The following is a 14557-nucleotide window of genomic DNA, read 5'->3' on the forward strand; positions in this document are numbered from 1 at the left end:
TGCGGGCGGCGGCTTCTCCTCATCCGAACGCCAGCCCCCGGCGGATCGTTTCGCCCGTCGGGGCCAAGGCTCACGGGGCCAAGGCTCACGGGGAGGCTCAGGTGGCGATGTGGCCGGCGATCTCGTCCACCGGGAGTTTCACCAGATCCTTGGCGATCTCGCCGTCCACCAGCGGCCTGACGCGGTGAGACAGCGCCTCCCGCAGCACGCCCAACGCCTTGGGCGGGGCGACGAGCAGGATGCGGGCCGGCGCCTCGCCCGCGGCCACCAGTGCATCGAGCCTCCCGGCGACCCGGGCGATGAAGGCCGCTTCCGCCTGGGCGTGAAAGTCGGTGGTCTCCACCGCGCTGCGGGCGACGGTGGCGGATTCATGCACCCGGCCGGGCCGGTCCGTGCCGAGGGCAGCGGTGCCGGGATGGGGTTCGCTGAAGCTCTCCATCACCGACAGGCGCGGCGCCGGGGCGATGCCGGTATCGGCGAGCAGGACGGCCTTGGCGCCGTCGCACACCACCACGAGGCGGTTCATCTTGTCGGCTTTCGTCATGTCCCTGTCTCCCTGATCGCGGGGCGCCTGAAGCGCCGGCTTGAGCGTCCCTTGGGGCCGGTGTCCATGCCTGTGTGTCACATGGGAAGGGCCGGCGCCTTGTCCAGGGACAAACCGTTCCGCCGGCCTCTGCGACCTTGTGTCGATGGGCGGGCGCTTGTCGTACCGGAAACGGCGTGAGACGCTTTCGTGAAAGGGTCTGCTGCTGATGGCGATCCGCGCGGTGATCGGTGCCGAGGGTTCCGACGTATCGTCCGTGCCGACGCAAAGCCAGAGCGCCCAGCCCCGCACCGAGGATACCGCCATGCCGTTCCTGGTCCGCTTCCTTCTCCGCCACGCCGCCATCGGCATCGCTGTTGCGGCCCTGTTCGTGGCGCTTCTCGTCGCTTTCGACGTGGCGCATCTCGCCAGCCTGTTCGCGCACTCGCCGGATGGGCTTCTGGCCCTCGGGGTGCTCACGATGGCGCTGGGCATCACCTTCGGCAGCGTGCAGATGGGTTTCGCGGTGATGCTGATGGACGACGAGGACGGCCCGCCTTCCGGCCGCCGCGCCCGCCTGACGCGGCTCGTGCCGATGCTCGCGCGGGTCCACGCCCGGCGCTGACGCGTCCGTCTGTGCTTTTGAATGCGGCCGGGCGTTGAGCCCGGCCGTTTTCGTTTGGGACTACTGACCCTTGCGCCGCATGGCATCGGCCAGCGCCGCGCCGAAGGCGCCAGTCCCGCCCCTGTCGCCGCCCTTGTCCCCCGGCTTGCCTTGCTGCGGCCGGCGGAAATCGTTGCCTCGCCCGTCATTGCGCGGCTGCTCCGCCCGCCCGCCCGCGGGGCGCGCGCCGGCATCGTCCTTGCGCATGGAGAGGGCGATGCGCTTGCGCTTCACGTCCACTTCCACCACGCGCACCTTCACCACATCGCCCGCCTTCACCACCTCGTGCGGGTCCTTCACGAAGCGGTCGGCCAGCGCCGAGACGTGCACCAGCCCGTCCTGATGGACGCCGATGTCCACGAAGGCGCCGAACGCGGCGACGTTGGTGACCGTGCCCTCCAGCACCATGCCGGGCTTGAGGTCGCTCATCTCGTGGACGCCCTCGGCGAAGGTGGCGGTCTTGAAGGCCGGGCGGGGGTCGCGGCCGGGCTTCTCCAGCTCGGTGAGGATGTCGCGCACGGTGGGCAGGCCGAAGCGCTCGTCCACGAAGGCGCGCGGGTCCAGCGCCTTCAGCGCCGCCGTGTCGCCCATGATCTGGCGCACGTCGCGCCCGCAGGCGGCGACGATCTTCTTCGCCACCTCATAGGCTTCAGGATGCACGGCGGACGCATCCAGCGGCTCGGCGCCCTCGGGGATGCGCAGGAAGCCGGCGGCCAGCTCGAAGGTGCGCGGGCCGAGGCGGGCGACCTTCAGCAATTCCTTGCGGGTCTTGAACGCGCCCACCGAATTGCGATGCGCGACGATCGCCTCCGCCAGGGAGGCGCCGAGACCGGACACGCGGGCAAGCAGCGAGGCGGATGCGGTATTGAGGTCCACGCCCACGGCGTTCACCGCATCTTCCACCACCGCGTCGAGGGCTTTCGCGAGGCGGGCCTGATCCACATCGTGCTGGTACTGGCCGACGCCGATGGCCTTGGGCTCGATCTTCACCAGCTCCGCCAACGGGTCCTGCAGGCGGCGGGCGATGGAGACCGCGCCGCGGATGGACACGTCGATATCCGGCATCTCGGCGGCGGCGGTGGCGGAGGCGGAATAGACCGAGGCGCCGGCCTCGCTCACCACCACCTTGATGGGCTTCTTGCCGGAGGAGTCCGGCGGCAGCGCGGCGATGAGGTCGGCGGCGAGCTTGTCCGTCTCGCGGCTCGCCGTGCCGTTGCCGATGGCGATCAGCTCCACATTGTGGCGGCGGATGAGGTGCGCCAGCTCCGCCGTGGCGCCCTGCACGTCGTTCCTCGGCTGGAAGGGATAGACAGTGGATGTGGCGATGAGCTTGCCGGTGCCGTCCACCACCGCCACCTTCACGCCGGTGCGGATGCCGGGGTCGAGGCCCATGGTGGCGCGCGAGCCGGCGGGGGCGGCCAACAGCAGATCCTTGAGGTTGCGGGCGAAGACGCGGATGGCCTCCTCCTCCGCCCGCTCGCGCATCTCGCCCATCAGCTCCACGGTGAGGTGGAGCGAGAGCTTCACCCGCCAGGCCCAGCGCGCCACCTCCAGCAGGAAGCCGTCCGCCGGGGCGCCGTTGGCCAGCGGAATGTCGTAGGCCTCCGCGACGATGCGCTCGGCCGGCTTCACCGGGGTGGTGGCATCCTCGTCCACCACCAGGTCGAGGGTCAGCATCTCCTCGTTGCGCCCGCGCAGCATGGCAAGCACGCGGTGGCTGGGGGCGGTGGCCCACTTTTCCGAATGGTCGAAATAGTCGCGGAACTTGGCGCCTGCCTCCTCCTTGCCATCGGCCACCTTGGCCTTGAGCATGGCACTGGCCTTGAGGTGCCCGCGCAGGCGGCCCACCAGTTCGGCATTCTCGGCGAAGGTCTCCACCAATATGTCGCGGGCGCCGTCCAGCGCCGCCTTGATGTCCGCCACCTGCTCGGTGAGAAAGGCGGCCGCGCGCGTTGCGGGAGCGACCGAGCGATCCGACAGGATCGCCTCGGCCAGCGGACCCAGGCCCTTTTCGCGGGCGATTTCCGCCTTGGTGCGGCGCTTGGGCTTGTAGGGGAGATAGAGGTCTTCCAGCTCCGCCTTGGTGGTGGCCGCCTCGATCTTGCCGCGCAGTTCGTCGGAGAGCTTGCCCTGCCCGTCGATGGAGGAGAGCACGGCGGCGCGGCGGCTTTCCAGCTCGCGCAGATAGGAGAGGCGCTCTTCCAGCGTGCGCAGCTGGGTGTCGTCGAGGCCGCCCGTCACTTCCTTGCGGTAGCGGGCGATGAAGGGAACGGTGGCGCCTTCGTCGATCAGGAAGACGGCGGCCGTGACCTGCGCCGGGCGCGCATTGATCTCGGCGGCGATGAGGCGGGCGATGGCGTCGGCGTTGCCCTGCGGTGCGGCGGCCATGGGGTCTCCTCAACTGTCCTGCGACACGGGGGGACGCCCATAGCCGAGCAATGGGGCGATGTCACGTTGCGGCTGGGGAAAGAGCCGTTCGGGTGCCCTTATCTGTCGCCCTCACATTGTTACGCGTCATCGCCCGGCTCGTCCGGGCGATCCACCCATCCGCCTGCGCGCTGTCCTGAAACCCGAACCCGTCCAACCGTGGATCCCCCGGACGAGCCGGGCGAAGACGGTGGTACAAAGGGGGGAGGACGGCGCCTACCTCAGCCGCGTCAGAAAATCCTCGGCCAGCGCCAGCGTCCCGGCCGTATAGGGCGCGCCCATGGCCTGCGCCGTCGGCGTCTCGGCGTGGGAGGCGACCCAGGCGGTGAGCAGCATGCGGCGCAGCATCACGAACACGTCGAGCTGCGTTTCGGCATCCGCCGGCAAAGGGGCGAGGGTGCGGTAGCCCTCCATCCACGCATCCTTGAGCGCCGGCACCAGAGGTGAATGCTCCATGAAGGAGACGGCGGAGGCGAAGTCATAAAGGTACCAGGAGAAGCCGCAATCATCGAAATCGATGAGGGTCAGGCTGTCGCCATCCGCCAGCAAATTGGCGAGGCGCAGGTCGGCATGGATCAGGCCGAAGCTCTCGGGCGTCGTGAGCGGCGCGAGCCGGTCCTTCAGCGCAAGCGCCGTGCGCTCCAGCAGCGCGCGGCCGGCCGCATCCAGCCCCAGCGCGGCGCGGAAATCGCCCCAGAGCGGGCGTTCGCCCAGCATGCTCTCGAAATCCCACACCTTGCGGGTGAAGCCCTCCGGACGCCGCCAGCCCTTGGCATGGGCGTGGAGGCGGGCGTGGAAGGTGCCGAGGCGGGTGAACCAGTGGGCGAGGTCCGCGCCCTCCTGCGGCTCGGAGCCGGGCACGAAGGCGAAGGCTGCCAGCCGGCGCGGGATGCCGTCCCCATTCACCTCATTCAGGAGGCGGCAGTCGCTTGTGGGGATAATGGCGGGGGTGGGCACAACGCCATCGGCGCGCAGCGCTTCGATCCAGGCCAGCTCCGAGCGGATCTCCGCCGCCTCGTGATAGCCCGGCCGGTAGACGCGGACGACGATGTCCTGCGGGCCGGCGGTGGCGCGGAAGGTGGCGTTCTCGGAGATGGAGAGGAGCTGGAGCGCCGCGTCCGGCGGCAGTCCCCAGTCCGGCAGATGGGCCCGGACGATTCCTTCGGTCCGCGCCAGATACGCCTCGTCGTACAGCACCCGTCCGGCCTCTCAAGCGTGTCGGACGGGGGCTATAGCATGTTGGAGGGCGCGCACCATCGGGGCCGGCCTGCGACCGGCGCCGATTGGTTTCGCTCAGGCGCCGCGCGGGCTTTCTCGTGGCCTTCGCTCAGGCGCCGCGCGGGCTCAGACGAGCCCGGCGAGGATGCCGACGCCGGCCACCGCCACCGCCGCGCCCGCGCCGCGCACGAACTTCTCGCCATGCAGCTCGCCGAAGCGGCCGATGGCCATGCCGAGGCCGAGGCCGGCCACGTGGAGGAGGGCGGTCGCCGACATGAAGCCGAGGCCGTAGGCGAGGCCCGAGGCATCCGCCGGCATCTCGGCACCGTGGGCGTGGCCGTGGAAGATGGCGAAGAAGCCGACCATGGCCATGGCCGCCGCCAGCGGCGCCTTGACGCCGAAGGCCACCACGCCGCCGAGCACGATCACCGACAGGGCGATGCCCAGCTCCACGAAGGGCACATCGATGCCGGAGATGCCGAGCGCCCCGCCCACGGCCATCAGGCCGACGAAGGTGGCGGGCACCGCCCACACGGCGCGACCGCCCAGCTGCCAGGCGAAGATGCCCACCGTGACCATGGCGAGCAGGTGATCAAGGCCGCCGAGGGGGTGGGCGAAGCCGTGGCTGAAGCCGTGGACGTCGCCGACGCCGGTATGGGCGAAGGCGAGCTGCGGCAGGAGGGTCAAGGTGGCAGCGGCGGCTGCGGTGCGGATCGTGCGGTGCATGAAAGTCTCCCCGGTGTTTGAAGGTTTGAAAAAGGTTCAGCAGATGCGGGGCAGTTGATCGCCGACCAGCATGTCGACGATGCGCTCGCCCCCGAAGCGCGTTCTCATGACGACCCGGCCCGGCCGCTCGGACGTGACCTCGCCGATCACCGCCGCCTCGCGGCCCAAAGGATGGGCGCGCAGCGCGGCGAGCGCGGCGTCGCTCTCCTCGGCGGGTACCACGGCGAGGATCTTGCCCTCGTTGGCGAGATAGAGCGGGTCGAGGCCGAGGATCTCGCAGAAGCCCATCACCTCCGGCCGCATGGGCAGGCTCAGCTCGTCGAGGCGGATGCCGACCTTGCTCGCCTCGGCCAGCTCGTTCACCACCGCCGCGATGCCGCCGCGCGTGGCGTCGCGCATCATGCGCAGGCCGGGGGCGGCGGAAATCAGCGTGTCGATCAGGCCGTTGAGCGGCGCGCAGTCGCTGGCGATGGCGGTGTCGAGGGCAAGGTCGCCCCGGGCGTTGAGGATGGCCGCGCCATGATCGCCGAGCAGGCCGCTGACAATCACCTTGTCGCCCGGCCGTGCCTTGGTCACGCCCACGTCGAGGCCGGCGCGGATCACGCCGATGCCGGTGGTGGTGATGAAGAGCTTGTCGCAGGCGCCGCGCGCCACGACCTTGGTGTCGCCGGTGGCGATGGCGACGCCCGCCGCCTGCGCCGTCTCGGCCATGGAGCGGACGACGCGGCGCAGCGTCTCCACCTCCAGCCCCTCCTCGATGATGATGGCGCAGGAGAGCGCGACGGGCTTCGCCCCGCCCACCGCGAGATCGTTCACCGTGCCGCAGACCGCGAGCTTGCCGATGTCGCCGCCAGGAAAGAACAGGGGGTCCACCACGAAGCCGTCAGTGGTGAAGGCGAGCCGGTCGCCGTGGGCCATGAGCGCCGAAAGGTCGAAGCGCGCCTGGTCCTCCGGCGCGGCGCGGCCGGCGCCGGAGAAGGCGGAGAGGAACACGTCGTCGATGAGATCGCGCATGGCGCTGCCGCCGCCGCCATGGGCGAGCGTCACGATCTTCTGCGTCATGGGCCGCCGGCGGGCGGCGGTCGGGGTGGAGAACGGGATGTTCATGCGGCCTCTCCCCGTATACCGCCATATTGATAGTAAGCCGCGCAAGAACCTTCGGAAGAAACCATCAGCGCGCCGAGCGGCGTCTCGGGGGTGCAGCCCTTGCCGAACTCGGGGCAGGCCCACGGCTTGGCGGCGCCGGTGAGCACTTCGCCGCAGCGGCATTGGGCGGGATCGGCCACCTTGATGTCCGGCACGGAAAAGCGCCGTTCCGCATCGAATGACGCGTAAGGCGCCGTCAGCCGCACGCCCGAGCCGGCGATGGAGCCGAGGCCGCGCCATTCGAACGTCTCGCGCGGCTCGTACACCTCCTGAACCGCCCGGAGCGCTGCGGGATTCCCATGCTCGGGCACGACGCGGGCATACTGGTTCTCGATCCGCGCCTCTCCGGCCTCGATCTGCCTGAGCACCATGAGCAGGGATTGCAGGAGGTCGATGGGCTCGAAGCCCGACACCACCAGCGGCCGGCCGAACTCCTCCGCGATGAAGCGATAGGGGGACGTGCCGATGACCATGGAGACATGCCCCGGCCCGATGAAGCCGTCGATGCCGAGGTCCGGCTGCTCCAGCAAAGCGCGCAGCGTCGGGATGATGGTGATGTGGTTGCAGAAGAGGGAGAAGTTCGTCACGCCCTCGCGCAGGGCACGCTGCACGGTCAGCGCCGTGGAGGGCATGGTGGTCTCGAAGCCGAGGCCGAAGAACACCACCTCGCGGTCGGGATTGCGCTTGGCCAGCGTGAGCGCATCGAGGGGCGAATAGACCATGCGCACGTCGGCGCCATCCGCCTTGGCCTGCAACAGGCTCTTCTTCGAGCCGGGCACGCGCATGGCGTCGCCGAAGGTGGTGAAGATCACCTCCGGCCGCTCGGCGATGTCCACGCAATCATCCACCCGTCCCATGGGCAGCACGCAGACCGGGCAGCCGGGGCCGTGGACGAACTCCACGAGGTCGGGCAGCAGGCCTTCCAGCCCGTAGCGGAAGATGGCGTGGGTGTGCCCGCCGCACACCTCCATGATGGCGAAGGGCCGGTCGCGCCCGCGCTCGAGGCGGGCGGCGATGGCGCCGATCTCCTTCACCAGCGCCGCGGCGAGGGCGGGGTCGCGGAATTCATCGACGAAGCGCATGTCCGGCTCCTCAGCGCGGGGTGGACAGCAGCTCGACGCTGCCTTGGGTGAGGGCTTCCATCTCGACCGCCGCCTCGCCGATCTCGGAGAGCACCTTGAGGGTGGCGGCGGCCTCCTCCTCGTCGATGCGGCTCATGGCGAAGCCCACATGGACCAGCACCCAGGCACCGACGAGGTCGTCCAGCGGTGCGCCGGGCTCGGCCACGCACACCACGTCCACCGTGCGGCGGACGCCGGAAACGTCCACGACGCACAGCATCGCTTCCGCGTCGGCGACGGCGACGATCTGTCCGGGAATGCCGAGGCACATGGCGGGGCTCCTACTTCCGAGAAAATCCCCCTCTCCCCTTGTGGGAGAGGGTCGGGGTGAGGGGTGATCCCTCCGCTGTTCGGTGCGTCGGTGAGGTGCGACGAACGCCTTCACCCCTCACCCCCAACCCCTCTCCCGCAAGGGGAGAGGGGAGGCAGGCCGGCATGGAATGATCCCGGTCCATCCCCCACCCCCTCAATGCTGGCCGAAGGCCCCGCCACGGGCGATGCCGTAGCGGTCGAGCTTGGCGCGGAGCCCCACGCGGGAAAGGCCCAGTTCCTCGGCCGCGCGGCTCTTGTTCCAGCGGCAGCGCACCAGGGTCTCGGTGAGGATGGTCGCCTCCATGCGCTCGATGCGGTCCTTCAGCGGTCCGCTGTCGGGCAAGGCGATGGAGGAATTGGTCAGCGTCTCCGGCGCCCGCGTCTCGGCCGCGGCGGCGCGCACCACGTGGGGGGAGAGGAGATCGGCGGAGAGGCTGTCGCGCTCGGCGAGCACCAGCATGCGGGTGATTTCGTTCTGCAGTTCGCGCACGTTGCCCGGCCACTCATAGGCGGACATGCAGGCGATCGTTTCCTCGCTGAAGCCGCGCACGCGCTTGCCGTGCTGGCTGGAGAGCGCATCGAGCACGCTCTGGGCGAGGACCGGAATGTCCGCCCGCCGCTCGCGCAGCGCCGGCAGCGTCAGCACCATGGCGGAGAGGCGATAATAGAGGTCTTCGCGGAAGCGGGCGCGCGCCACCTCGCCCTTCAGGTCGCGATGGGTGGCGGCGAGCACGCGGACATTCACCCGCTTCGCCTCGTTGGAGCCCACGGGGCGGATCTCGCCCTCCTGCAGGAAGCGCAGCAGCTTCACCTGGAAGGCGGGGGAAACGTCGCCGATCTCGTCGAGGAAGATGGTGCCGCCGTCCGCCTGGTCGAGGAGGCCGATGCGGGTCACGTGGGCGCCGGTGAACGCGCCCTTCTTGTGGCCGAACAGCTCGGATTCCAGCAGCTCGTCCGGGATCGCCCCGCAATTCACCGCGAAGAAGGGGCGGTCCGAGCGCAGGCTGGAATAATGGATGGCGCGGGCGAGCAGTTCTTTGCCGGTGCCGGTCTCGCCATGGATCAGAACCGGCACGTCGAAGGTCGCCACCTGCGCCGCGCGGGTGCAGACCTGTGAGAGCGGGCTGCCGGGGGCGCGCACCAAGGTGTCGAAATGGAAATTCTGCTTCACCCGCGCTTCCAGCGCGCCGAGGCGGGCCTCGGCATTGGAGGCGGTGAGCTTCATCTCCAGATTGAGCCGCTCATGGTCGCGCTGGAGCTGGAACAGGTGCGCGGCGTTGCGCGCGGCGAGCAGCAGCTGGTCCGGGTGCCAGGGCTTGGGGATGAACTGGTAGATGCCGGCGTCGTTGATGGCGCCGATCATGTCCTCCGGCTCGGTGTAGCCGGTGACGATGATGCGCAATATGTCCGGCCAGCGCTCGCGCACCTCGGTGAGCAGCGCGACGCCGGAGGTCTGCGGCATGCGCTGGTCGCAGAAGATCACCTGGATCCACTCGTTTTCGAGGATGCGGCGGGCTTCCTCCGCGTTGAGGGCGGTGAAGACGTCGAACTCCTCGTCGAGCACGCGGGCGATGACCTCCACCGAGCGCGGCTCGTCATCCACCACGAGAATGGCCGGGCGCCGGTTCATCGCGCGCCTCTCACAGCCGCACGCAAAGCGGAAGCCTCGGCCTCGCGGGCGCTCGCAAGGTCGTTGAGGCGGACGGCGCGGGCGGCTTCCAGCCAGGCGATCCAGCGGGAAAGGCCGATCTCGCCGCGCGACGAGGTGGTGAGGATGTCCGCCGTGGGATTGATGCGGCGGATGTTGGCTTCAAGATCGGCGATCTTGGCGTCCACGTGCGGAGCCAGGTCCGCCTTGGTGATGAGCACGAGGTCGGCGCCCTCGAAGATGTCGGGATATTTGAGCGGCTTGTCCTCGCCTTCGGCCACCGAGATCAGCGTGACGCGCTTCGTCTCCCCAAGGTCGAAGGCGGCGGGGCAGACGAGGTTGCCCACATTCTCGATGAACAGCACGCCGCCGGGCGGGAGGGGCAGCTTTTCCAGCGCGTGGCCGACCATGTGGGCGTCGAGGTGGCAGCCCTTGCCGGTGTTGATCTGCACCGCAGGGGTGCCCACGGCGCGGATGCGCGCGGCGTCGTTGTCGGTCTGCTGGTCGCCCTCGATGACGGCGCAGGGGATGCGGCCGGACAGCGCCTTCAGCGTCTCCACCAGAAGCGTGGTCTTGCCGGCGCCGGGGCCGGAGAGGAGGTTCAGCGCCAGCACGCCGGCGGCGTCGAGCCGGGTGCGGTTGCGGCCGGCGTAGTCGTCGTTCTTGGCGAGGATGGAGGTCTCGATCTCCACCATGCGCGCCTGCGTCAGCCCCGGCGCATGGGCGCGGGCGGGGCCGGTGCCATAGTCGAGCGTGCCGGCATCGGGCGCGGGGTGGTGGTGATCGTCGTGGTGATGGGGACCATGGTCGTGGTGGTCAGGGTCATGGTCGTGGTCATGCCCGTGGGTGTGATCGTGTCCATGGGCATGGCTGTGGGTGGTGCCGTCCGCATGGGTGTGGGTGTGCGGATGGGCATGAGAGTGGGAAGGACCGTGCGCCTCGGAAATGGTGGCGCCGTCGCCGCTGCAGCCGCAGACCGTGCACATCACATCACCTCCAGGTCTTTGATCTTCATCTCCGTGCCGCCATTGGGCAGGAGCCGTTCCCCGCCGCATTTCGGGCAGGGGGCGAGGCGGTGGGCCAGCGGCACCGTGTCGGAGCAGTCGAAGCACCAGGCGGTGCCCTCCTCCTCCAGAACCACCAGCTCGGCGCCGTCCGCCAGCGAACCTTTCGTCACCACGTCGAAGCCGAAGCGCAGCGCCTCCACCTCGATGCCGGCGAAACGGCCGATGGCGAGGCGCACGCGGGTGACGCGGGAGAAATTCTGCGCCTTCGCCGCCTCTTCCATCGCCGAGAGCAGGCTCTCGCACACGGCCATCTCATGCATAAGCGGGCTCCGTGGCGAAGGAGAGGGTGACGGGCACGCAGGGATTGATGGCGCAAACGAGCAGCGGCGCAAGCCACCGCGTCCGCCAGCCGGGCGAAAGGGCGGCGAACGCCCGCTCCAGAAGCCCGCCGGGGGCGAGGTTCCAGGCGCTGGGGGAGAGGATGCGATAGGCCTTCACGCGCCCGTCCTCAACCTGCGCCCGATGCCCGAGCAGCCCGCGCGCGGCGGGGGCAATGCCTGCGGGCAGCGTCGGTGCTGCGCCGGGGACGAGATGGGCGAGGCTATCCAACAGCCGGGCGAGGAGCCGCACGAACAGGCTCGGCCCTTCGGACTTCAGCAGCGCGGAAAGAAGCGGCGTTCCCGCAACGCGCCCGAGCGCGCCGGTCTCGCGGTGGGAGCCGATGGCGGCGGCGGGCCGCGCGAGGGTGGCGGCGAGCACGTCCGCGCTCAGCTCCGGCAGATGCACGCGGCCCTCCGCCGGATCGGCGGCGCGGATGCGGGCGAAGGCGCGGGCGGTGGGTGTCGGCGCCGAAGCGAGCCACGCTTCCAGCTCGGACGGGGCAAAGGCGCCAAGGTCGCTGCCATCGCCCACCAGAGCGGCACGGAAGGCGGCGCCATCCGGCCGGGCGAGTAGGGCGAGGGCGGAGCGGTCCGGCGCCATGCCGAGCGCCACCGGCACGGTGTGGAGGAGGGCGAGCGCATGGTCGCGCACCGTCTCGCGCGCCATCGCCTCCGCATCCGCCGCGACCGGCAGGCCGAGGGCGGAACGGGCGGCGACGGCGTGGGCGGCGCCGCACAGGTTGAAGACGAGGGGGGCGAGCCGCGCCGCCTCCTCCGGCGTGCGGCCGATCAGGGTCCCGGCGGGGTCCGACCCCTCCTCCCGCGCCACGCGCCAGCCGCCCGCGCGCCCGTCGGGCGTGAGGGTGAGGCTGCGGAGCGCGCGGGAGCCGGTCATGCCGCGCCGTCCCTGAGGTCTTCCGCATCGGCGCGCGGGCCGAGGATGAGCGAGCGGCGGGACAGTTCCGCCGGCGCCTCGCGACGGGACGCGGGCGTTTCGGCTTCGGGGGCGAGCGCCGCCGCCTCGGCCGCGAGGCGGGACGCCTCTTCCGCCTCCGCCCGGCGGCGGATTTCGCCGGAGCGGGTGCCGTCTTCCCGGTTGCCGGCATCGAGCAGGCCGGGCATCACCGCCTCGGCCGTCTCCACCGCCTGCAGCATGGAGGAGAAATCGAACATGGGGGAGAACAGCGAGCAGGCCTTGTAGGGGCCGGTCTCGGGCCGGTTGGCGGCGAGGAACTCATACGTGCCCGAGGGAAAGTCGATCAGTTCCTTCTCGCCGGTCCGAAGCTGGGACCAGTCGTCGGTGGCGTTGGGCAGGAGCACGATGTTCATGAACCAGGGCGTCACCAGCACGCCCATCACCCTTCCGCCATGGATGCGGAAGCCCACCGCCTTCACACCGAGGGTGCCGTTGACGAAGGGCACGCCCTTCATCTTGGCCGCATGGATCTCGCGGAAGACCGCCTCGAACAGGCCGGGCGCCTCGGCGAGCTGGCGCTCCAGCGCCGGATCGACAGGCGTAGGACGCATCACGGCCGGCAGGTCCGGCGTGCCGCCATCGAGCACCATGAAGGCGTCACGGGCGCCGTCGCAGACGGGGCAGCGCCAGTGATCAGGCAGCGCGTTGAACGGCGTGCCGGGGGGAATCTGCCACGCCTCGCACCCCTCGGCGGGGTCGTAGACGTGCCAGCAGACCTTGCATTCCAGCCGCGCGGTGGGGGCAAGCCGCGCGCGATCGCCGAGATAGGAGCCGTCGAAGAAGCTGTGCTGGGACATATCTTGCCTCACCGCATGGCCGCCAGCACCTCGACGAGGCGCTCGGCGGAATCGGCGATGTCCTCGCGGGCGGCGCAGGCCACTTCCGGCACCTCGCTCACCTCGATGGTGTCGAGGATGAGCATGTCCTGCGAATTGTAGAAGCGCACCCGCCAGACGTGCCGCGTGCCCGTGGCGTCGATGCGGCAATTGCCGTAGCCGCGCGAAAGCACGGTGGTCGCGCCGGGGCCGAGGCGCGCGTCCAGCATGGCGAGGTCCTCCGGCGTGTGCGGCAGGAGGGAGAGGTTGATGACGTGGGCGCCGTCGCCGGGCTGGCGGTTGCGGGCGCGGTCGTCGATCTCCACCAGCAGGGCCGGCGCGTTGAAGATGCCGGGGGCAGGCACATCGAGGCCGGTGAGGTCGATGCCTGCGCCGCCGCCGAACGCGCGCACCACGGCGCCGCGCGGGAAGGCGCCGATCTCGATGCGGTCGCTACCCGCCGCGCCGCGCAGGCGCCACACCCCGGCGAAGGTTGCCTCCTGGATTTCCATGGGCCGGACATCGCCGCGACCCTCCACCTTCACCGCCACCTCACCCTCGCCCATGGCCTCGTCCACCAAAGCGAGGTTGGCGGCGTCGAGATGGGAAAGATCGATGATGCGGCTCTCGCCCGGCTGCCAGCTTTCCAGCGCGGCGATCACCTCTTCCAGCACGGCGAAGGCGTGGGCGTAGCGGTCCTTGTCCTCCACCTCGATGAAGGGCGCCTCGAAGGTGCGCATGCCCGAGGGCATCTGGAGATAGGCAAGGCCCTCGTCCTCGGCGCTCGACTGGCTGCCGGGGCCGAAGCCGATGGGGGGCTGTGTGGCGAAGGGCGACGAAGACATTGGGGGCAGCCTTCAGTGGGTGGCGACGGAAGGGGCGGCGAGCAAGGCGCGGAGCTTGTCGAGATATTCGTCCCAGTCGCGCATGCGGGCGATGGCGCCCACCGGCTGGCCGGCGCGCAGCACCACGATGGCCGGCAGCGCGAGGCTCAGGGTGTCGCGCAGGGCGGTCTCCGCCTTGGGGCCGGCGATGGCGATGCCGATGGTCTCCGGGCCGCCCAGCGCCTTCACCAGTTCGGGCAGCACCACGGCGATGTCCGGGCTCTCCAGATGCGCCTTGCCGTGGGAGGGCAGGAACAGGAGATGGTCGCGCGCGTCGAGGTGGGCGGCATCCTCCAGCGTCTCGACGGAGGGCCAGGCGCCGGCCTCGCTGAGGCGGCGGACGAGGGGGTGGAGATCGGGAGCGGCGACCGGGGGCATCAGGCTTCCTTTCGGCCGGCGGCATAGGCCGCGGCGAGATGGGGCGGCAGGACCGGCTCGCGGTCCACGAGATCGGCGAAGGCGCGGTCGATGAGGGCGGTGTCGGCCTCCCCGGCCATGATGGCGGCGACGCCGGAGAGGGCTTCGGTAATGAGGCGGGCTTCCTCCGCATCGAGCCGGCGGCGGGCGGCGCCCTGGAAGACCAGGATGTGATCGCCCACGCCGGCCTCGGGCACGAGGGAGAGATCGACCCGGTCCTCCCGCCCCTCGGCCGCGCAGAGCGCGTAGGGGCCTTCGAGGCGTTCGATGCGCATGGGCAGGCCGAGGCACAT

16 protein-coding genes are annotated in these 14557 nt (G+C 70.4%); 1 reads left to right on the forward strand and 15 read right to left on the reverse strand.

Annotated elements, in window-relative coordinates; genetic code table 11:
• Window positions 1–97: 97 nt before the first annotated feature.
• Window positions 98–544, reverse strand: a complete 447-nt coding sequence (locus XAN126_RS0101375; protein ID WP_024276808.1) for a host attachment protein — start codon at window positions 542–544, stop codon at window positions 98–100.
• Window positions 545–752: 208 nt separating this feature from the next.
• Here XAN126_RS0101375 and XAN126_RS0101380 point away from each other — a divergent pair, with 208 nt between their 5' ends.
• Entirely contained in the window at window positions 753–1148 is a 396-nt protein-coding gene (locus XAN126_RS0101380; protein ID WP_245272194.1) for a hypothetical protein, read from the forward strand.
• Window positions 1149–1208: 60 nt separating this feature from the next.
• Here XAN126_RS0101380 and XAN126_RS0101385 read toward each other — a convergent pair whose 3' ends face one another.
• The 14 genes from XAN126_RS0101385 to XAN126_RS0101450 all read right to left on the reverse strand — a co-directional run bounded on the left by XAN126_RS0101385 (window position 1209) and on the right by XAN126_RS0101450 (window position 14557).
• Window positions 1209–3575, reverse strand: coding sequence for a Tex family protein (locus tag XAN126_RS0101385; RefSeq protein ID WP_024276810.1), 2367 nt, complete (start codon window positions 3573–3575; stop codon window positions 1209–1211).
• A 255-nt stretch (window positions 3576–3830) separates the two neighbouring features.
• Window positions 3831–4811, reverse strand: coding sequence for a phosphotransferase (locus tag XAN126_RS0101390; protein WP_038224927.1), 981 nt, complete (start codon window positions 4809–4811; stop codon window positions 3831–3833).
• Window positions 4812–4958: 147 nt separating this feature from the next.
• Window positions 4959–5558: a HupE/UreJ family protein gene (locus tag XAN126_RS0101395; RefSeq protein WP_024276812.1), complete on the reverse strand. Its 600-nt coding sequence runs from the start codon at window positions 5556–5558 to the stop codon at window positions 4959–4961.
• Window positions 5559–5594: 36 nt separating this feature from the next.
• Window positions 5595–6665: a hydrogenase expression/formation protein HypE gene (hypE, locus tag XAN126_RS0101400; RefSeq protein WP_024276813.1), complete on the reverse strand. Its 1071-nt coding sequence runs from the start codon at window positions 6663–6665 to the stop codon at window positions 5595–5597.
• Complete coding sequence (hypD, locus tag XAN126_RS0101405) at window positions 6662–7786, reverse strand: hydrogenase formation protein HypD (RefSeq protein WP_024276814.1); 1125 nt, start codon at window positions 7784–7786, stop codon at window positions 6662–6664. Before hypD ends, hypE begins: the two co-directional genes overlap by 4 nt.
• Before the next feature lie 10 nt (window positions 7787–7796).
• Complete coding sequence (hypC, locus tag XAN126_RS0101410; RefSeq protein ID WP_024276815.1) at window positions 7797–8096, reverse strand: HypC/HybG/HupF family hydrogenase formation chaperone; 300 nt, start codon at window positions 8094–8096, stop codon at window positions 7797–7799.
• Window positions 8097–8291: 195 nt separating this feature from the next.
• A complete protein-coding gene (locus tag XAN126_RS0101415; RefSeq protein WP_024276816.1) occupies window positions 8292–9767 on the reverse strand; it encodes a sigma-54 dependent transcriptional regulator in 1476 nt (491 codons plus the stop codon).
• Window positions 9764–10771, reverse strand: a complete 1008-nt coding sequence (gene hypB, locus XAN126_RS0101420; RefSeq protein WP_024276817.1) for a hydrogenase nickel incorporation protein HypB — start codon at window positions 10769–10771, stop codon at window positions 9764–9766. The genes XAN126_RS0101415 and hypB overlap by 4 nt, the downstream gene beginning before the upstream one ends.
• A complete protein-coding gene (gene hypA / locus XAN126_RS0101425; protein WP_024276818.1) occupies window positions 10771–11112 on the reverse strand; it encodes a hydrogenase maturation nickel metallochaperone HypA in 342 nt (113 codons plus the stop codon). Before hypA ends, hypB begins: the two co-directional genes overlap by 1 nt.
• Complete coding sequence (locus XAN126_RS0101430; RefSeq protein WP_024276819.1) at window positions 11105–12067, reverse strand: nickel-dependent hydrogenase large subunit; 963 nt, start codon at window positions 12065–12067, stop codon at window positions 11105–11107. Before XAN126_RS0101430 ends, hypA begins: the two co-directional genes overlap by 8 nt.
• Window positions 12064–12945: a [NiFe]-hydrogenase assembly chaperone HybE gene (gene hybE / locus XAN126_RS0101435; protein WP_024276820.1), complete on the reverse strand. Its 882-nt coding sequence runs from the start codon at window positions 12943–12945 to the stop codon at window positions 12064–12066. The genes XAN126_RS0101430 and hybE overlap by 4 nt, the downstream gene beginning before the upstream one ends.
• An 8-nt stretch (window positions 12946–12953) precedes the next feature.
• A complete protein-coding gene (locus XAN126_RS0101440) occupies window positions 12954–13808 on the reverse strand; it encodes a hydrogenase expression/formation protein (protein WP_024276821.1) in 855 nt (284 codons plus the stop codon).
• A 12-nt stretch (window positions 13809–13820) separates the two neighbouring features.
• The gene (locus XAN126_RS0101445) at window positions 13821–14225 is read right to left on the reverse strand and encodes a hydrogenase (RefSeq protein ID WP_024276822.1); all 405 of its coding nucleotides are present in this window, start codon (window positions 14223–14225) and stop codon (window positions 13821–13823) included.
• Entirely contained in the window at window positions 14225–14557 is a 333-nt protein-coding gene (locus XAN126_RS0101450) for a HypC/HybG/HupF family hydrogenase formation chaperone (RefSeq protein ID WP_024276823.1), read from the reverse strand. Before XAN126_RS0101450 ends, XAN126_RS0101445 begins: the two co-directional genes overlap by 1 nt.

It is taken from the genome of Xanthobacter sp. 126, assembly GCF_000526175.1.
Classification (GTDB): domain Bacteria; phylum Pseudomonadota; class Alphaproteobacteria; order Rhizobiales; family Xanthobacteraceae; genus Xanthobacter; species Xanthobacter aminoxidans.